General features: G+C 75.2%; 20 protein-coding genes and 1 pseudogene. 9 read left to right on the forward strand and 12 right to left on the reverse strand.

Going from position 1 to position 17870, the window contains the following annotated elements; translation table 11 throughout:
• From ABD343_RS33720 to ABD343_RS33730, 3 genes are read left to right on the forward strand one after another with little or no spacing between them, the layout of a single operon-like run.
• Window positions 1-756 (forward strand): class I SAM-dependent methyltransferase, encoded by a 756-nt coding sequence (locus ABD343_RS33720; RefSeq protein ID WP_344533760.1) that lies wholly within the window; start codon window positions 1-3, stop codon window positions 754-756.
• Window positions 753-2039 carry an FAD-dependent monooxygenase gene (locus tag ABD343_RS33725; RefSeq protein ID WP_344533761.1) on the forward strand — a complete coding sequence of 429 codons (1287 nt, stop codon included), beginning with the start codon at window positions 753-755 and terminating at the stop codon, window positions 2037-2039. Before ABD343_RS33720 ends, ABD343_RS33725 begins: the two co-directional genes overlap by 4 nt.
• Window positions 2036-2965 carry a UbiA prenyltransferase family protein gene (locus tag ABD343_RS33730; protein WP_344533762.1) on the forward strand — a complete coding sequence of 310 codons (930 nt, stop codon included), beginning with the start codon at window positions 2036-2038 and terminating at the stop codon, window positions 2963-2965. Before ABD343_RS33725 ends, ABD343_RS33730 begins: the two co-directional genes overlap by 4 nt.
• A 22-nt stretch (window positions 2966-2987) precedes the next feature.
• Here the strand turns inward: ABD343_RS33730 and ABD343_RS33735 are convergent, their stop codons facing one another.
• The 6 genes from ABD343_RS33735 to ABD343_RS33760 form a co-directional block, all read right to left on the reverse strand.
• A complete protein-coding gene (locus ABD343_RS33735) occupies window positions 2988-3761 on the reverse strand; it encodes a hypothetical protein (protein ID WP_344533763.1) in 774 nt (257 codons plus the stop codon).
• Between the two features lie 170 nt (window positions 3762-3931).
• Window positions 3932-4474, reverse strand: a complete 543-nt coding sequence (locus ABD343_RS33740) for a nitrobindin family protein (protein ID WP_344533764.1) — start codon at window positions 4472-4474, stop codon at window positions 3932-3934.
• Window positions 4475-4572: 98 nt separating this feature from the next.
• Window positions 4573-4974 carry a hypothetical protein gene (locus ABD343_RS33745; protein WP_344533765.1) on the reverse strand — a complete coding sequence of 134 codons (402 nt, stop codon included), beginning with the start codon at window positions 4972-4974 and terminating at the stop codon, window positions 4573-4575.
• Between the two features lie 63 nt (window positions 4975-5037).
• Window positions 5038-5613 (reverse strand): hypothetical protein, encoded by a 576-nt coding sequence (locus ABD343_RS33750; RefSeq protein WP_344533766.1) that lies wholly within the window; start codon window positions 5611-5613, stop codon window positions 5038-5040.
• Between the two features lie 312 nt (window positions 5614-5925).
• On the reverse strand, window positions 5926-6345 hold the full coding sequence (locus tag ABD343_RS33755) for a 2'-5' RNA ligase family protein (RefSeq protein ID WP_344533767.1): 420 nt from the start codon (window positions 6343-6345) through the stop codon (window positions 5926-5928).
• A 115-nt stretch (window positions 6346-6460) separates the two neighbouring features.
• Entirely contained in the window at window positions 6461-7630 is a 1170-nt protein-coding gene (locus ABD343_RS33760; protein ID WP_344533768.1) for a coiled-coil domain-containing protein, read from the reverse strand.
• Between the two features lie 503 nt (window positions 7631-8133).
• Between ABD343_RS33760 and ABD343_RS33765 the strand changes: the two genes are divergently transcribed.
• Window positions 8134-8787, forward strand: coding sequence for a peptidoglycan-binding domain-containing protein (locus tag ABD343_RS33765; protein ID WP_344533769.1), 654 nt, complete (start codon window positions 8134-8136; stop codon window positions 8785-8787).
• A gap of 31 nt (window positions 8788-8818) precedes the next feature.
• Here ABD343_RS33765 and ABD343_RS33770 read toward each other — a convergent pair whose 3' ends face one another.
• The 3 genes from ABD343_RS33770 to ABD343_RS41065 all read right to left on the reverse strand — a co-directional run bounded on the left by ABD343_RS33770 (window position 8819) and on the right by ABD343_RS41065 (window position 10352).
• Window positions 8819-9301: an NUDIX hydrolase gene (locus ABD343_RS33770; RefSeq protein ID WP_344533770.1), complete on the reverse strand. Its 483-nt coding sequence runs from the start codon at window positions 9299-9301 to the stop codon at window positions 8819-8821.
• 2 nt (window positions 9302-9303) lie between these two features.
• The gene (locus ABD343_RS33775; RefSeq protein WP_344533895.1) at window positions 9304-9822 is read right to left on the reverse strand and encodes a DinB family protein; all 519 of its coding nucleotides are present in this window, start codon (window positions 9820-9822) and stop codon (window positions 9304-9306) included.
• 230 nt (window positions 9823-10052) lie between these two features.
• Window positions 10053-10352, reverse strand: a complete 300-nt coding sequence (locus tag ABD343_RS41065; RefSeq protein WP_425578336.1) for a hypothetical protein — start codon at window positions 10350-10352, stop codon at window positions 10053-10055.
• A gap of 118 nt (window positions 10353-10470) precedes the next feature.
• On the opposite strand from ABD343_RS41065, the pseudogene ABD343_RS41070 reads away from it, so the two are divergent.
• A pseudogene (locus ABD343_RS41070) lies at window positions 10471-10602 on the forward strand (erythromycin esterase family protein); the annotation flags it as partial.
• Window positions 10603-10835: 233 nt separating this feature from the next.
• Here the strand turns inward: ABD343_RS41070 and ABD343_RS33785 are convergent.
• Window positions 10836-12011, reverse strand: a complete 1176-nt coding sequence (locus tag ABD343_RS33785; protein ID WP_344533771.1) for a hypothetical protein — start codon at window positions 12009-12011, stop codon at window positions 10836-10838.
• Window positions 12012-12128: 117 nt separating this feature from the next.
• Here ABD343_RS33785 and ABD343_RS33790 point away from each other — a divergent pair, with 117 nt between their 5' ends.
• Window positions 12129-12749, forward strand: coding sequence for an L-threonylcarbamoyladenylate synthase (locus tag ABD343_RS33790; protein ID WP_344533772.1), 621 nt, complete (start codon window positions 12129-12131; stop codon window positions 12747-12749).
• Between the two features lie 140 nt (window positions 12750-12889).
• Window positions 12890-14338 carry an aldehyde dehydrogenase family protein gene (locus tag ABD343_RS33795; protein WP_344533774.1) on the forward strand — a complete coding sequence of 483 codons (1449 nt, stop codon included), beginning with the start codon at window positions 12890-12892 and terminating at the stop codon, window positions 14336-14338.
• On the opposite strand, the gene ABD343_RS33800 is transcribed toward ABD343_RS33795, so the two are convergent.
• Window positions 14339-15226, reverse strand: a complete 888-nt coding sequence (locus ABD343_RS33800) for a chitosanase (protein WP_344533775.1) — start codon at window positions 15224-15226, stop codon at window positions 14339-14341.
• Window positions 15227-15311: 85 nt separating this feature from the next.
• On the reverse strand, window positions 15312-15995 hold the full coding sequence (locus ABD343_RS33805; protein WP_344533777.1) for a hypothetical protein: 684 nt from the start codon (window positions 15993-15995) through the stop codon (window positions 15312-15314).
• A 239-nt stretch (window positions 15996-16234) separates the two neighbouring features.
• On the opposite strand from ABD343_RS33805, the gene ABD343_RS33810 reads away from it, so the two are divergent.
• Together ABD343_RS33810 and ABD343_RS33815 are read left to right on the forward strand one after the other, a co-directional pair.
• Window positions 16235-16981: a hypothetical protein gene (locus ABD343_RS33810; protein ID WP_344533779.1), complete on the forward strand. Its 747-nt coding sequence runs from the start codon at window positions 16235-16237 to the stop codon at window positions 16979-16981.
• A 100-nt stretch (window positions 16982-17081) separates the two neighbouring features.
• Window positions 17082-17858, forward strand: a complete 777-nt coding sequence (locus ABD343_RS33815; protein ID WP_344533781.1) for an SDR family NAD(P)-dependent oxidoreductase — start codon at window positions 17082-17084, stop codon at window positions 17856-17858.
• Window positions 17859-17870: the final 12 nt, after the last annotated feature.

Consider the following 17870-nt stretch of genomic DNA (forward strand, 5'->3'; position numbering starts at 1 on the left):
ATGCCGCGCGGTGGACCGGACGCGGCGTGGTGGGACCGGCTGTACGAGACGGACCGCCCGGAGTACATCGATCAGCCCTCCCGGGCCGCCGAGGCAGCCAAGGTGCTGCGCGGACTCGACCGCTTCCAGCGGCTGACCGGCGCCTACGGGGTGTGCGGCAGGCTGACCCTCGGCGAGGCCGAAGGGGTGGAGGCGCCCAGGATCCTGGAACTGGGCGCCGGGCGCGGCAGGCTCACCCGGCGGCTGCTCGCCGACCGCCCCTCGGCGCGCGTCACGGTCAGCGACGTCAGCGCCGAGTCCGTCGCCGCGCTGCGCGCCGGACCGCTGGGCGACGACCCGCGCGTGGACCTGCGCGTGGTGGACGGGACCCGCATCGACGCGCCCGACGGCACCTGGGACGTGGCGGTCTTCTGCTTCGCGCTCCACCATCTGGCGCCCGCCCAGGTCGTCCGGCTGATGACGGAGGGGACCCGGGTGGCGCGGCGCCTGCTGCTGATCGACGGCTGGCGGCACCCCGCGTTCCTCGGCATCGTCCCGCTGTTCGTGCTGACCGGAGGGCTGACGCAGGCGCACGACGGGCTGATCAGCCTGCGGAAGGTCTACAGCGCGAGCGCGGTGACCGCGCTGGCGCGGAAGTGCCCGACGCCGCTGCGCGTCCGGTACCGCTTCAGCCTCCCCGGCTACCTCGCGGTGTCCCTCTCCGTGGCCGATCAGGACTCGGGCCCGGTCCAGGCCCCGGCCCGGGACGTCCGGTGAGCGCCGTCGTCGCGCGCCGCCGGGTGCGGGTCGCGGTCGTGGGCGCCGGGCCCGCCGGACTGGTCCTCGCGAACGTGCTGCTGAGCGCCGGGGTGCCCGTCGAGGTCGTGGAAAGGCAGCCCCGCGAGGCCCTCGAACGGCACGCCCGCGCCGGGCTGGTGGAGCACCGCGTCGCCGCGTACCTGCGCGCGCACGGACTCGCGCACGGCCTGCTCGCCGACGGCGTACGGCACGGGTGGTGCGACTTCCTGTGCGAGGGCGAGCGCGTACGGATCGACTACGCGGCGCGCACCGGCGGCACCGCGCACTGGGTCTATCCGCAGCACCTGCTCGTCGCCGATCTTGTCCGCGCGTTCGAGGAGCGGGGCGGCACCATCCACTTCGGGCGCCCCGCGCGGGACGTCGAGGAGCCCGAGCCCGGCCGGCCGCGGGTGCGCTGCGACGGGCTGCTCGTCGAGGCGGACGCCGTCGCCGGGTGCGACGGCCACCGGGGGGTCACCCGGCGGGCCGTGCCGCGCCGGGTGCGCGGCGACCTCTCGGTCCGCTACGCCTCCGACTGGCTGACCGCCCTCGCCGAGGTGGACCGCCCGCCCGAGGGCGTGACGTACGGGCTGCACCACCGCGGCTTCGCCGGGATGATGCCGCGCACGGCGCGTCTGGCGCGGTGCTACCTCCAGATCCCGGCGGGCGGGTCCGCCGCGGAGTGGCCCGCGTCCCGCGTACGCGAGGAGCTGCGGCGGCGGCTCGACGCGGCCCGGCACGGACTGCCGCGCGTGGGGCGGATCGAGGAGACCGGCGTGCTGCGCATGGGCAGCACCATCAGCCGCGAACTCCGCCACGGCCACGTCTTCCTGGCGGGCGACGCCGCCCACCGCCTGGTCCCCGCGGCGGCGAAGGGCATGAACACGGCCGTCGCCGACGCCGCGCACCTGGCCGAGGCCCTCACCCTGTTCTGCCGTACGGGCGAACGCGCGGCCCTCGACTCCTACAGCGCCCGCCGCACCGCACAGATCTGGCGCACCCAGGAGTTCGCCGACCGGCTCATGGACCTGCTCACCGTCGACCAGTCGGCGACCGTGCGGGCGCGGCGGTTCGCGTTGCGGCTGAAACGGGAGCGGCTGCGACGGCTCGCCGAACCCGGCGACGCCGCCGCGGACTTCGCCGTCCAGTACGCGGGCCAGGGCCCGCTCACGCCGCCGCTCACGCCCCCGCTCCCCGCCGCGCGCACGGCGGAGGAGACCGGCGCGGCCACCGGCGCGGCCGTCGTGGGGAGCCGTCCATGAGCGTCGCGTTCGAGCAGTTGAAGGCCCTGTACCGGCTCTCGCGCGGCACACAGGCGACGTTGAGCCTCGCCCAGCCCGTGATCGGCGTGCTGCTGGCCACCACGGATCCGCCCGCAGGACGGTTCGCCCTGGCGTTCGCCGTCATGGTCGCGGGGTTCTTCGCCGCCTTCGCGCTCAACGACCTGCTGGACGCCCCGCTCGACCGCCGCCGCCGGGACGACGCGGAGCCCGGGTCCGGGTCCGGGTCCGGGCAGGAGCAGGGCTGGGACCTGGAGCGCGCCGGCCTGCACCCGCTGGCCGGGGGACGGCTGAGCCTCCGGGCCGGGGTGTGGTGGGCCGGGGGCCTGGGCGCCGTCGCCACCGCCGGGCTCGCCGTGCTCAGCCTGACGGCCCTGGCCCTGTTCGTGGCGGGGGTGCTGCTGGAGGCCGCGTACTGCGCGCTCGCCCGGCGCAGCCCGTACAAGGTCTTCCTCAGCGGCGTCCTGGTGGTGTGCGGCGCGGTCGCGGGCTGGTTCGTGTTCACGGACACCGTCGACGCGCGCCTGGGCCTGTTCGCGCTGTGGATGGCGACGTGGGAGATGGGCGGCCGCAACGTCCCGAACGACTTGGCGGACGTCGACGAGGACACCCGGCTCGGCATCACCACGCTGCCCACGGTGCACGGCCCGCGCCGCAGCGCGGTGTTCGCGTTCTGCTGCCTGCTCGTGGCGGCGGTGTCCTGCGTCGCGCTGGCCCTCGCCGCGCGGCCCGCGTTCGGGACCGTCGGCGTCGCGGTCGCCGCGATGAGCGCGCTGCTGCTGCTCGTGGCGCCCGGGGTGCGGATGCTGCGCGACCCGTCGGGGGCCACGGCGCTCACGCTCTTCAACTGCGCGAGTTTTCAGCCCCCTTGCGTGCTGCTCGGCTGCCTCGCGGGCCTGTGGTGGTGAACGGGCCGGTGCCGCCGCCCGCTCACCGTGGGCGCGCGGACGCCGCGTAGGCGCGGGCCACGGCCCCGGCGTCGACCGGGTGGCGCTCCGTCACCGCCCGGAAGTCGCCGGGGCAGCTCAGCTCCCAGCGCCGCAGGGCGCCGCCTTCCGTACCGCCTTCCGTACCGACGAAGTACAGGACGGTGCTGCCGTACGGGCCCTCGTGCGGGTTGTATCCGCCGCCCTCCCAGCAGAGCGCGGACCCGTCCAGCGCGTCGAGGAGCGCCTCCAGCATCCGCTCGTCCGGCCCGGCGACCGAGAACGCCGTGTGGTCCTCCAGTCCGCGCCGCCGCTCCTCGCGGACGATCCGCGCGTCGAGCGCCGCGCAGGAACGGGGAAAGAGGAACGCCTCGACGGCGGGCCGACCCCGCGCGGCGTCAGGCCCCGTGAGGAGCAGGCGGGTGACCCACACCTCGCAGCGCCCGGGCTCCAGCCCGTACCGTGCCGCCAGCCGCTCCTTGACCACGACGCTCGGCACCGGCCGCGCGGGGTCCAGCCCCGCCTCGGCGAACGCGGCGAGCGCCGCGCGCGCCGTCGAGGGGAAGAGCAGCAGCGCGTGGTGCGCGAAGCCGCACCGCCCCACCAGCACCCGCCCCGCCCGGCCCCCGCGCAGCGCGGCGGGAAGCAGCGCCTCGGGAGGCCGGGCCAGCGCCTCCCGGGCGCGGTCCACGGCCCGCGCGAGCCGCCGCCGGTCCTCGGGTTCGAAGGCGCCGGGACCGCCCGGCGCGCGGGATGCGGGAGAGAGGGAGGAGGCCACGATCCGCCGTTCCGCTCGGCAACGGTCGTACGGATCCCCCCTACCCCGCACGCACGGACGCGCGCGGAAGGGCGGCGAAGTGCAGCGCATCGAGTGAACTGCCGCGTGTCGTACGCAGCGTGGGCGTGCAGGAACGCGCGCCGGGACCGGTTCCTGCGGGAGCGGGGGGTTCAGGGGCGGCGGCGCAGGCGGGCCGTGAGGTGCTGCTGGAGCGGCTGGCCGACCGCGGCGAGGTGATGGACGAAGTCGAGCGTTCCCTCGCCGTCCCAGGTGTAGTGCCGCCGGGTGGCCTCGACGTCCTTGGCCGTGGGGGTCAGCGCCACCTCGTGCGACGCGAGTTCGACGGTTCCCCCGGCCGCCTCGCCGACGGCGATCTCCGCGACGCCCGTCGGCTGGGTGATCAGCGCCTCCACCCGCCCGCCGGGCTGCACTCGCCACCAGCCGCTCTCCCGGGCCGAGGGACGCAGCGGCGCCCCGTCGGCGTCGAGCAGCCAGGCGCGCGCCTCGTACCGGAGGAAGGGGCGGCCGTCGTGGCTGAAGGTGACCTCCTGCGCGTACGAGAAGTCCTCCGCGAGCGTCGGATACGTGCCCTGGCCCCGCCCGTCCCAGGTGCCCAGCAGCCCCGCCACGGGGGCGAGCAGCTCGTGCGGCGCGGGCTTTCCGCCGGGTGCGGTGCTGTCGGGGTACGGGTGTTCCGGCACGGTCTCGGACACGGGGTGCGCTCCTGGGTCTGTCGGGTGCGGGGTGCGGGGTGCGGGGTGCGGGGTGCGGGGTCGGGGACGGGTCGGGGTTCCGGGGGAAGCCTAGGCGGCTACCACTTGACCTGGTGGAAGTCCATCGTGCCGAAGGTCGTGATGTCCATCGCGTAGCTCCACAGCGCGTACCGCTGCTGGTCGGTGCGGCGATAGGTCTTGCCGAAACCGTTGTCGAGGATCTCGGTCCAGCCCTCGCCCTGGCCGTAGTGCGCGAACAGCCGGTCGTTGCGCCGCGCCGCGGCCTCCGCGGACTCCGCCGGGGTCTGGTGGATCACCTCGTGCAGCCGGCCGCGCCAGAGGGTGAGGAGCAGCCGGCCGCCGTCGATCACGTAGGTGTCCACGACCGCGTCGGGGGCTTTCTCGTGCGGGCCCGACGACTCGTGTGCGCCGGGGACCCGCACTTCGTCAGCCGCGCACAGCAGCTCCAGCAACGGCAGGTCATCGGTGAGACGGTCCATGACGGGCCACCCTAGGGCCTGTCGACGGTCTGTCCGGCCGTCTCTCCGGCGGCCTGTTCGGCGTCACTGGATGCTCCAGCGGTGCGGGTGGGCGGGGTCGGAGGGGCAGGCGAAGAGGTTGAGTTCGCCCGCGCGGCCCACGATCACCTGGGTCGGCACGGCGTGCGGGTGGGGGTGGAGGCCCGCCTCCTCGACCGGGCGCCAGCTCGCGCTGCCGCCGTCCCACTCGGAGCTGTCGACGGTGAGCAGCAGCTCCATGGGCGTCGCGCAGGACGCGCAGTCCATGCGGGCGGGGTCCGTCGTGTGCCAGGAGGCATAGCCGCCGACGCGCCAGCCGGGCGGGATGGACAGGTCGTACTGGTAGCCGACGGACCCGGCCGTTCCGCCCGCCCCCGCGTACTCCCCCTCGTCTTCCTCGTCTTCCTCTCCCTCCTCCTCAAGCTGGTCCTCCCAGGCGTATATCCGCTCGCGCAGCTCCTCCGGGAGGAGACCGGCGAAGGGGTAGGTGCGCACCTGTTCGGGGTGCAGGACGCAGGGCTCGGGCACGTAGCCCTCGAAGCCGACGACCGGCGGGCGGGGCGGGTCGGCGAGCACGTCGGTCACCTCGGCCGCGGCGCGCCAGCGGGCCTCCAGCGACATCCCGTACCCGGTCCTGCCGTGGCGGTCGAACGGGCACCAGAAGAGCTGGAGCAGATCGCAGCCGGGCGGCCCCGGCGGCAGGTCCGGGAGGTCGCGGCGGTGGAGCTGGGCGAAGCCGATCAGTCGAGCGGGCGCGGCGGGGTGGTTCGCGTCATGGGGCGACCCTAGGAGACGGCGGGCCGGGCCCCGTCAGCGCGCGAGGGGGAACGCGGCGTCGTCCCGCCAGCTCCGGCCGTCCCAGACGATGAGGTGGACGTCGCGGACGTACGCGGCGAACGGGAGCCGGGGCCTCAACTCGGCCTCCAGCGCGTCTTACGCGGCGTCCTGCGTCGCGGGCCCCTCGCTGTTCGCGAGCGTCAGGTGCGGGGCGAGGCCCGCGCCGAAGAGGCCCCGGTACGGGACGGCCTCGGGCCAGCGCCGGGTGAGGTCCTTGGTCAGCGCCGTCACCGGGGCGTGCGGCCACGGGTCGAGATAGAGCACGCCGGGCCAGCGCCCGAACTCGCCGAACGTCAGCGTGAACGACTCGTGCTCCGCGAGGAGCGCGGCCAGCTCGCCGCGCGCCGCCGCGTCGAGGCGGCTCTCGTGGAGGAACGGGTAGAGCACCGTCACATGCGCGGGGAACCCGGCCCGTACGAGCGGATCGGCCTCCGGGACCTTGAGGGTCAGCGCCGTGTCGCCGGGCACGTCCGGCCAGCGCTCCTCTTCGGGCGGCGTCACGTCTTCGGTGCTCATCACGCGCCATGATCGCACCGGCCGGACGACGTACGTCATCCCGCTCAGGACCGGCGGCGGCTGCGGCGGTGCGGCTGCGGCTGCGGCTGCGGCTATGCCTACGGCTGCCGTACGGCTACGCCTCCGCCATGGCCTGGCGGGTGATCTGGTCGATCCGGGTGCGCGCGCGTTCGGCCTCGGCGCGCGCGGCCTCCAGCTCGGTGTTCAGCGCGGCCAGGACCGCGTGCTTCTCGCCGAGGGTCCGCTGGAGGGTCTGGGAACGGGCCTGCTCCTCCTGGAGCCGCCGCCGGGCGTCCTCCTCCGCGGCGGCCGCGTCCTCGGCGGCCACGAGGGACTGGTTGAGTTCGCCGCGCAGTTGGGCGTTCTGCTGGCGGAGCTGGGCCGCTTCCGCGTCGAGCCGCTTACGGGCGTTCTCGGCCGTGTCCGTCGCCTCCCGCGCCTCCTCCAGCGCGAGGAGATGAACGCGGTTCTCCTCCTGGGACGCCGTCCACCGCTGACGCGTCTGCTCGGCCTCCCGCTCCGCCGCGGCGGTCTCGCTCAGGGCGACCTGAAGGGAGGTCTGCAGATCGCCGATACGGGAACGGGCGTGCGTCACCTCCACGCGGGCCTCCTCCAGCGCGGCCCCGAGGTTCTGCACCTGCTGGATGAGGTGGTCCCGCTCGGAGAGCGCCTGGGCGGCACGGGCGGAGGCCTCCTGCGCGGTGCTCCTGGCCTGCTCCTGCTGCTCGGCGGCGTGCGCGTGCTCCGTGCGCAACTGCTCGTTGGCCTCGGCCAGCAGCTCGTTCGCCTGCTCCTGGCTCTCCGCGCGGCGCGCCGCCTCCGCGGCCTTCTCCCAGGCCTGCGCGGCCTCCTGGCGTGCGGCGTCGCGGTCCGCGTGGGCCAGCGCGACCTCGGCCGCGGTCTCCGCGCGCTGCTGCGCGAGGGCCTGCTCGACCCCGGCGACGCTGAGCCCCGAGGTGAGGGAGACCGCGAGGTTCTCGCCGGCCTCCTGCAGCCGCTCGACGATGTCCCAGACGAGCGCGACCTGTCCGGTGAGACCGGGGGAGTTGCGGTTACGGCTGCGCTGCGCCGCCGCGGCCCTTTCGCAGGCGCCCCCGTTGTCGGGGCAGAACGCCTGCCAGCCCCACCCCGTCGGCTGCGAGATCTGCCGCCCGCAGTATCCGCAGGCGCCCACCTCGGAAACACGGGACTCGGAAACTCCGGGTGAGGGATCGCGCGGCGAAAAGTGCATCACCTCGGCCCCATTGTCGGCGTCCGCCTCGTCATGGTGTCCCGCGCTGCTCATTCCGCTGTCCCCCTCGTGTCTGCCGGCCTTCGGAAGAGTAGGACGCGGAAACGGCCCCGGCCACGGAAGAAGCCCGTGCGCAGGGACCCTTAAGGACCGGATGAGCTTCTCTTAAGAATCCGCGAGGCTACGCTTTTCTCCTCGACAGGGAGACGATTTCCGGGAGCCGAAGGACGTTGGACTCACAGCAGCGTGGGCAGTGCGGGCAGCACGAGCAGTGCGAGCTGTGCGGCGCCGTCCAGGACGGAGGCCGTGCGCGGACGTGCGGCTGCGCCTTGTCGCCCGCCGACCCGGTGTTCGGACACATATCGGCGGCCGAGGGACCCGCGCCTCTCGACCGTAGATCCCTCGAACTCTTCGAGTCCGCCGCGTCTTTCGCGACCGCGGAATCCTTCGGGTCGCCGGACGCATTCGAGAGCGAGGAAGAATTCGCAGGGCCGGGATCCGGCGGGGTGAAAGCAGACGCGAAGAATGCCGCCCCGGAAAACACCGCCCCGGAGAAAGTGGAGCGGCGCAACTCCCGTGCCCCGCGCGGAATCCGCGCGCGGCGTCGGCCGCCGTCCGGCCGCCGTGCCCCCTGGCTGTTCGCGACCGCGCTGGCGATCGGGGGCAGCGCCGCCGTGATCGTCTACGGGACGTACTCCCCGGGCGGCGGCACGGAACGGGAGGCGGGCCGCGCGCCCCGTACCGCGCCCGAGCCCTCGGCGTCCCCGGAGACCGCCGCTTCCGCCTCCCCGGTGTCACGCCCGTCGCCAGGGCCCTCCCGCACCGCGCCCGCCACGCCGTCCGGCGGCCCTTCCACGGGCCCGGCCACCGCGCCCACCGGCGCCACGCCGTCCGGCCCGCCCTCCGCCACGCCCGCCGAGCGCGCCACGGGCGAGCCCGTACGGCGGCACCGTTCCGACCGCCCGGACCGGCCCTCCCGGCCGGGGCACGGGGGAGGCGCCCTCGCGCGGGGCAGCCGCGGCCCCGGCGTGGCCGACCTTCAGCGGCGCCTCCAGAAGCTCTACCTCTATCTCGGCTCGGCGGACGGCCACTACTCCGCCGACGTCAGCGAGGCCGTCGGCCGCTTCCAGCGGGCCCGCGCGATCGACGAGCCCTCCGGCGTCTACGGCCCCGCGACCCGCGCGCTGCTGGAGGAGGAGACGGGCGGCTGACCCGGCCCGGCCCGCCCGGCCCGCTCGCGTCTCAGTGCTGGACCAGGCCGCCGACCGGGACCGTCGCCACATGGCCGGTCGGCGGGCGGGTGCGGGCCAGCGCGAGGCCGACGTCGACCAGGGAGGAGCGGCGCAGGGCCGCGACATCGGGGAGCGGGGTCCAGACGGACTCGGCGACCGCGCCGCCCGGTTCGGGCCGGAGCGTGCCGCCGGTGATCCGGACTCCGTAGAAGACGCCGACGTTCTGGTGGTCGCCCCCGCCGGGGACGGCACGCTCGGCGGCGGGGATCAGCCGGGAGTCCACGCCCAGCAGCCGTTCGACCGCCGCCTCGCAGCCCGTCTCCTCGGCCACCTCCCGGATCACCGCGTCGAACGGGTCCTCCCCGTGCTCGACCCGCCCGCCCGGAAGGGTCCAGTTGCTCTCGCCGTCCGCCGGGACGTGCCGGGCGAGCAGCACGCGCCCGTCCTCGACGCACACCGCGTACGCCGCCAGCCGGAAGCTCGTACCGGGCACCTCTAGTAATAGCCCTTCGTGCCGTCGAGCAGCTCCCGGACGATGTCCGCGTGGCCCGCGTGCCGTCCGGTCTCCTCGACGAGATGGATCAGCATCCAGCGGAGGTTGGCGTTGCTGGAGCGGAAGCGCGGGTGCGGGGCGCCGACGTCGTCGAGGGAGGCCGCGGCGACGATCTCGTCGCTGCGGGCGCACTGCGCCTCGTACTCCGCGAGCAGCTCGGCGAGGGGGCGCCCGCCGGTGCGCCAGTCGGCGTCCTCGTCGCTCTCGTCGAACGCCGGGTTCCGCTTCTCGTCGCCGCCGAGGAACAGCACCTCCAGCCAGGTGTGTTCGGTCCAGCGCATGTGCGAGATGAGCCCCGCCATCGTCATGGCGGGCGAGGTCGGGACGACCGCGCGGTGCGCGTCCTCGTCGCTCAGTCCCTCGCACTTCCAGCGGAGTATCCGCCGCTGGAGGTCCAGCCAGCCGAGGAGCGCGGTGCGTTCGTCTGCCTGCAGAGGAGGGCGTACCAGGTCAGTCGTCATGACCGGGCACGCTACCGGCGCCACCGGGAAGGGGCACCCGGATTTACGGTCCGTGCGGATGCCGTCGCCGTCGCCGCCGGCGCGCAGCGCGTTCTCCGCGGCCCGGAGCGTCCGCCGGTCGTCGAGGAGCTGGGCGTGGCACTCGTCGGGGAGACGGAACGCCTCCCCGGCGAGTGCCACGCCCCCTCGCTCGTTCCCGTCCCCGTCCGCGACCCCGTTCACCGCGTGCGTCACCGCCGTCGCAGTCCGAGCGCGCGCAGGGCACGCGCGTGCAGCGGGGTGTAGGTGCGGTAGCCCCCTGGGGAGCCCGTCCACGGCGAGGCCGCGCTGCTCGCCGCCGCGTCGCCACCGAGCCGCTCCCCTGCACGGCGGAGTCCCTCGACCGGCTGCTCGGCGCCGACGGCCGGTGGACCGGGCCCGGCGCCGTGCGCGACCCGGCCCGGTCCGCCGGACGGACGCCGGAGGCCCGGGAGTTGCGGCTGCTCGCGGACGAGATGGTGGCACCGCTCGACACGTGGGTCCCCCCGCATCCGGTCACGCCGGACGCGGGGGACGGGTGGGACGAGTGGCACCGCGCGCGGCCATACGGGCGTACCGCGGTCGCCCTGCTGCGCCCACAACGGCCATCTGCAGCGCGGCAGAAGCACGATGCGGCTCGGCGGCCTGCCGCTGGAGTGGTGGGGTGCCGGGGCGCTCGCGCACGCCCACCTGGGCGAGCGGTACGCCGTCCTGGCCACGGCCCTCGGCACGCTTCCGCGCCACGGGGTGGGGGCGCCGCCGCCGGACACCGTCGAGGGGCTCCTGTACGCGCTCCCGACGGATCGCCTCCTCGTCGCCGCGCCCCGACTGGCCGCGCTGCTCGGGGAGTCGGGCCCCGCCGGATCGCCCGTCGCCGCCGCGAATCGCCCTATCACGGCTACGCCCCGCTCGACCCGGACCGATTGGCCGACGTCGACGGAATCCTCTTCGTCAGGGACGCGGACGGCTCATGAGGGCGCGCCGCCGGTGCGGGGTCACTGGTGGGGTGGGCGTTTGGCGGCGTCTCTGAGGCGGCCGAAGACCTGGGTGAGGCCGCTTCGGGGCGTGCTGTCCGGCGGCGGCGCCTGTCCTGCCGTACCGTCCGGGGCCGTGCCCGCCGCGGCCAGGGCGGCGCGGGCCTGCTCGGCCTCCTCGCGGTACGCGTCGCGGGCGGCGGCCGTGGCGGCGAGCGCGTCCGCGTAGCGGCCGACGAGGCCCCGGGCGCGTTCCAGCTCCTCGTCGGGCGTGAGGAGGTGCCAGCGGTTCCGCAGGAGGTGCACGGCCTGCTCCGCCTCGGGGGAGAGGGCGCGGGGCAGCGCCGCGTACGCGGTGATCTTCCCGATCAGCTCCGTCGGCTCGGTGCCGTCGAGGAAGACGTTGCGCACGGTGAAGCCGTCCGCGTCGTACCCCGGAGGGGCGGGCGTCGAGGGCAGTACGACCGCCCCGCCGCGCGGGACGCTGACGCGCAGGTCCTTCAGCGCCCAGTTCACGATCTGCGACTGCTCCGGCGACGCCCGGTGCTCCACCACGCGGTGGCGCAGGCCCGGCGGCAGGAAGAGCGTGACCGGGCGGCGGCCCCGCGCGTCGGGCGTCATCGCCTCGTGGATGACGACGTGGATGCTCCAGCTCTGCCGCGAGCACTCCTTCAGCAGCCGCCGCATCTCCTTGTCGTCCTCGGGCAGCCGGTGCGTGAGCCGCAGCCGGGGGCCCGTCACCACGTCGTGGTCCCACTCGGTGCTGTCGCTGTCCGGCCAGAACATCGTGGCGGGGGAGGGCCACCGCGGGTCCCAGGGCCGCCCGGCGGCCTCCGCGGCCAGCACCCACGCCACGGCCTCGCCGTGCCTGCGCCGCTCCGCGACCTCGTACGTGGCCAACTGCGCACGCACCGTCACCTCGTCGTCCACGCGCCAGCGGGCCTCGAAGACCTGCCGGCACGAGGGGTCGAGCACGGGCGCGCCGTCCTCGCCGTCGAACGGGTCGGCGAGGCCGCCGACGGCCGACGAGGCGGCCTCGGCGGGGGTGAGGCCGAGGAAGCCGTCGATCACTCCGGCGGCCTGGAGCGCGATCAGATTGCGTCGGACGTCCTGCTCGGGCGAGGGCCCGAGGTGGCGCCCGTGTCCCAGCCACATCGTGTCGGGGACGGCGGGTGAGGAGGAACTGGTCTTCGGCATGACGTCGATCTGTGGGGGGTCGCGGACGGGTCCAGTATGGCCGCCCCGCGCGCGGCGCGGCGAGGGGGCGCGAACCTTACCCGTACGTACGCGGACCCGCTCCCGTACGCTCGGCGGATGGCGAAGTACTACGACGTGCACCCCGTGAACCCCCAGCAGAGGATCATCGGCGCGGTCGCCGAGAGCCTCCGCGACTCCGCCCTCATCGCCTACCCGACGGACTCGTGCTACGCGCTCGGCTGCCGCGTCGGCAACCGCGAGGGCGTGGACCGGATCCGGTCGATCCGCGACCTCGACGACCGTCATCACTTCACGCTCGTCTGCCAGGACTTCGCGCAGCTCGGCCGCTTCGTGCAGCTCGACAACGACGTGTTCCGCGCGGTGAAGGCGGCCACGCCCGGCCGCTACACGTTCATCCTCCCCGCCTCCCGCGAGGTCCCGCGCCAGCTCCAGCACCCGAAGAAGAAGACCGTGGGCGTCCGCATCCCGGACCACGTCGTCACCCAGGCCCTCCTGCGCGAATACGGTGAGCCGCTGCTGTCGAGCACGCTGCTGATGCCCGGCGAGGAGGAGCCGATGACGCAGGGCTGGGAGATCAAGGACCGCCTCGACCACTCCGTGGACGCCGTCCTGGACTCGGGCGACTGTGGCACCGAGCCCACGACGGTGATCGACTTCTCCTCCGGCGAGGCCGAGATCGTCCGCCGCGGCGCGGGCCCGACCGACCGCTTCGAGTAGCCGGGAGCGCCGGAGGCACTGGAGTGCCGGAGGCGCCGGAGCGCCGCCTCGCCCCCTTCCCAAGCGGTGCCGGCGGTGCGACGGTGCCGTCGGCCCAGTGCGCGACCGGGCGCGACCGGGCGCGACCGAGGAGGCGGGCGATGGCTCATCCGGATGTTCCGCACGTACGCAATCTGATCGACGGCGCCTGGCGGGACGGACCCCGCGCGGGTGATACGTACGCGCCCGCGACCGGCGAGGTCATCGGCACCTTCGCGGACGCCGACGAGGGCGTCGCCCGCGCCGCGGTCGCGGCGGCCCGCCGCGCCTTCGACGACCCGGGCACCGGCTGGGCCCGCGACCGGACGCTGCGCTCCCGCGCGCTGCTGGAGCTGGCCGACCGTATGGACGCGCGGCGCGCGGAGCTGGTCGCGCTCCTCTCCCGCGAGCAGGGCAAGAAGCGCGCGGACGCCGAACTGGAGGTCGGCGACGCGATCCCCAAGCTGCGCTATAACGCGGCGCTGGCCCTGACCGACGCGGGCCGCGCGGGCGAAATGGCCCCCGGCAGCTACTCCATGACGCTGCATCAGCCGCTCGGCGTGGCCGGCGTCATCGTCCCGTGGAACGCGCCCGTCGTCCTCGCCGTCCGCTCCTTCGCCCCGGCGCTCGCCGCGGGCTGCACGGTCGCGATGAAGATGCCCGCGCAGACGGCGCTCACCAACGGGCTGCTGTACGAGATCGTCGCGGCCACCGCGTCCCTGCCGCCCGGCGTCCTCAACGCGTTCACCGAGTCCGGGAACGAGGGCGCCCCGCTGCTCGTCTCCGACCCCGGCACCGACGTCGTCAGCTACACCGGCTCGACGGCGGTGGGCCGCGCCATCATGGCCGAGGCCGCGCGGCGCGTGAAGCCGTGCGTGCTGGAGCTGGGCGGCAAGTCGCCGATGCTGGTCTTCGACGACGCCGACCTCGACGCGGCGGTGCCGGTGCTCACCGCCGCCGTCACCACGTTCGGCGGCCAGTTCTGCATGGCGGGCAGCCGCGTCCTCGCCCAGGCGGGCATCGCCGACGAGCTGCGCGCCCGGCTGGCCGCCGCGCTGGAGGCCGTACGCCCGGGGCCCGGCGACCACCCCGGCACCGGCATGGGCCCGGTCGTGGACCGCGCGCAGGCCGAGCGGATCGACGCGCTGGTCGCCGACGCCGGGACGTACGGGAAGATCCTCGTGCGCGGCGGTCTCCTGCACGCCGAGGGCGCCGACGCGCTGCTGCGGCCCTCACTGGTCGAGGTCGAGGACCTCGCGGCGCCGCTCGTGCAGCACGAGGTCTTCGGCCCCGTCGCCACGTTCGAGGTCTTCGGAGACGAGGACGACGCGGTCCGCAGGGCCAACGCCACGGCGTACGGGCTGGCGGCCTCCGTCTGGAGCCGGGACGTGGACCGCCCGCTGCGGGTGGCGCGGCGCATCGACGCGGGCACTGTGTGGACCAACTCCTGGGCCGTCATCCGCGACCAGATGGAGGAGGGCGGCTTCAAGCAGAGCGGCGTGGGGCGGCTCAACGGGCCCCGGGCGCTGGCGGAGTTCCAGCAGATCAAGCACCTCGTGCACCACGCGTGATCACTTGACGTCGTAGGTCCCGCCGAACGCCTTCAGCTCGTACGGCCCGTCCAGGTCGTAGTTGCCGTCGTCGGCGAGGCGGCGGAAGGCCTCGACCCGGTCGACGGACTTCTTCCACTCGTCGGCGGTGGCCTCGTTGGACGGCGAGCGGAGGTTGGCCGCGCGGGTGGAGAGGAAGGTGTCGAGCCACTTCTTCTCGCCCGCCTCGGCGACCGTACCGGCCTTCTTCGTGGTGCGGCGGACCAGCGCGTGCAGGCTGTCGGGGTCGTGGCCCGCGCCGTGCTGCACCGCCGTGTCGTACAGCTCCGCGCGGGCCAGGGGCGTCTTCAGACCCACCCGGTCGGCCTCGCGCATGGCCGGGTCGTAGTAGCGCCGGTCGATCTGGCGGTCCTGGATCTCGCGGAACTCCTCGTCCTTCGCCGCCCGCTTCCACGCCGCGACGTACCGCTCCTCCGGCAGGCCCTCGGTGTCCTCGCTGTTGGCCTTCCGCAGCCGCTCCAGCTCGGGCACGAAGCGGGCCAGCGGATTGCCGGGCACGGCCTTGGCGTACGCCCGTACGACCGTGAGGGCGTCGCCGTCGCTGGTGGTGAAGCCGATGCGGCCCGCGGTGACGCCGCGGCCGTCGCCGAGATTCTCCGCGTAGGCGTACTGGGGCTCGGTGGTGCCGTTCTCGAAGACGCTCACCATCTGGTCCGCGCGGCTGCGCTGCGCCTCGGAGAGCGTCGCCCGGGCCTCCCGCGTCTCCTCTGCCCCCTTGCCCTTGCCCGGGCGCGCGTCCCCTCCGTCGTCCCCGTTGCCGCAGCCCCCCAGGAGGAGGCCGCCACCGAGCACCGCCAGACAGGCGGTGGTGACGGTGGCACGGCGGCGTATGTGTCCTCTCGCGGTCATGGGCCCCAGGATGCCGCATGACGGTGACGGACCCCGGCGGCGGCCGTCCGGGTCGGCCGTCCGGGGTCGGCCGTCCGGGCCGGGGTCAGGAAGCGGCGTCGGGCGGCGCCCCGTCGGCCAGGTCGGCGACGAACTTCCGCACCATGCCGCGCCGTACGGGCGTCACGCCGTGCATGAGCTGCGCCCCGTAGGCGACGGCCGTACGGGCGGGGGCGTCGGTGTGCCAGTGGGACTTGGGCGTCTCGGCGATCCAGGAGGACTCCCCGAGGTGCTCGCGTACGTACGCGGCTTCGTGCGGGAGGCTGCGCGCGAGCGGCGTACCGGCCTGGTACCCGTCGTCCGGGCGCAGCACGCGCGCGGTCCACGGCGTCCCGCTCGACGTCGTCGCGACGTAGAAGACGCCGCCCTCCTCCGCGTCGGTGAGGGTGACGCCGATACGGCCGATCCGGCGCGGCGCGCTCCCCGGGTCCGGGATGCCGTCGAGGTGCGTGGGGACGCGGTCGCCGGGGCGCAGCTCGGTGTAGCCCCAGCGGAGCGCGGCGGTGATCGAGGGCATGGTGCGCCGGACGGCGGGGAGCGCGCGCTCGGTCGCCTGGTGGAGGATCTGGAGCGCGGCGGCGGGCGCGGGCAGGACGTCGGCCTGGTGCCGGGGCCGCCACCCGGAGGCGCCCAGCTCCAGGTCCATGATCTTGACGAGCTGCGCGGACTCCTCCTCGGTGAGGAAGTCCTCGACGGTCTGCAGGGCGACGGTCTCGCTGACGTGGATCACGGTGTTCCCCCTCGCTCTTCGGCCTCGGCGGCTGTCCGCTCCCGCTCCCCACCACCGTGCGGGCCACGGGGGCGGACCGGCCCGGGCGCAGCACCCCGCGCACGGGAGCACGGAGGGTGGGACGAGGGCGCGTCACCCCCGGCACCGGCGAATCCTCATGACGAGTGAGGTTGGCGGCCACGGGCCGCGGGCGTGGGTAGCGTCCCCGTGATCGAGCCCGCGACCGTGAGGAGCCCGACTTGACCAGCGGAATCACCGACGACGAGGCACTGCGCGCCAAGTACATGCACCGCTTCCGGCAGCACGACACCGACGGGGACGGCCGCGTCACCGCCGAGGACTTCGACGCGCGCGCCGTACGCCTGACGCGGGCCCTGCGGGTGCCGGACGACGCGCCCCGCGCACGGGACCTGCGCGCGGGAGCCCGCCACATGTGGGAGGGCCTCGTCGCCCTCGCGGACGGCGGCGCGGCGGGGGAGGGCGGTCGCGCGGGGGAGGACGCGTCGGCCGGGGACGGCACAACCGCGGGGGCCGGCATCATCGGCGCGGAGGGCGCTTCGGCCGCGGAGGGCGCGTCCGCCGGGTACGGCGTGTCCGCCGGGGACGCCGGGGACGCCGGGGACGCCGGGCCCGCCGGGGAAGGCAGGTCGGCTGGCGAGGGCGCGCTGACCGAGGCGGCCTTCGTCGCCGCGCTGGCCCGCGCCCGCGCCGAGGGCGGCCTCGCGGACCTGGTCGGGCCGTCCGTCGCCGCGCACCTCGCGCTGATCGACGCGGACGGCGACGGGACGGTCAGCCTGGGCGAGTTCACCGCGGGGCAGGTGGCGATGGGGCAGAGCGCGGCGGACGCGGCGGAGGCGTTCGCGGCGATGGACACCGACGGCGACGGCGCCCTGTCCACGGCGGAGTGGCACGCCGCCGTCCTCGACTTCTACACCACGCCCGCCCCGCCCACCCCGGGCAACCTCGTCCTCGGCCACCGCCCCTGAGACCGAGGTCCCCGGAGAGGCCCCGGCGCAGGGGGTGCATAAGGTTGGTCCGGGCCGCCTCCCGTGGCGGCCCGGACCCGTACGACCGAGGAGCAGCCCCATGGCCGCCGACGTGCCCCCTGCCGCGTCCCGTATCGCCGTCGTCACCGGAGCCAGCAGCGGCATCGGTGCCGCCACGGCGCGGCAGCTCGCGGCCGCCGGATACCGGGTCGTGCTGACCGCCCGCCGGGAGGAGCGCATCGAGGCGCTCGCCGAGGAGATCAACGCGGCGGGGCACCAGGCCAAGGCGTATCCGCTGGACGTGACGGACCGGGCCGCGGTCGAGGAGTTCGCGGGCGCGTTCCGCACGGTCGGCGTCCTGGTCAACAACGCGGGCGGCGCGCTCGGCGCCGACACCGTCGCCGCCGGGGACCCGGAGGACTGGCGGCGGATGTACGAGACGAACGTCCTCGGCACCCTCAACGTCACCCAGGCCCTGCTCCCCGCGCTCACCGCGAGCGGCGACGGGACGGTGGTGGTCCTCTCCTCCACGGCGGGCCACGGTACCTACGAGGGCGGGGGCGGCTACGTCGCCGCGAAGCACGCCGAGCACGTCCTGGCCGAGACCCTCCGCCTGGAGATCGTCGGCACCCCGGTCCGGGTGATCGAGGTGGCGCCCGGCATGGTCAAGACCGAGGAGTTCGCGCTCACCCGCTTCCGCGGGGACGAGGAGAAGGCGGGGAAGGTCTACGCGGGCGTGGCCGAGCCGCTGACCGCCGACGACGTCGCCGACACCATCGCCTGGGCGGTCACCCGCCCCAGCCACGTCAACATCGACCTCCTCGTCGTCCGCCCCCGCGCCCAGGCCTCCAACACGAAGGTCCACCGCGAGCCCTGACGACGCTCCGCG

This window comes from Streptomyces albiaxialis, from assembly GCF_039530985.1.
GTDB lineage: Bacteria > Actinomycetota > Actinomycetes > Streptomycetales > Streptomycetaceae > Streptomyces > Streptomyces albiaxialis.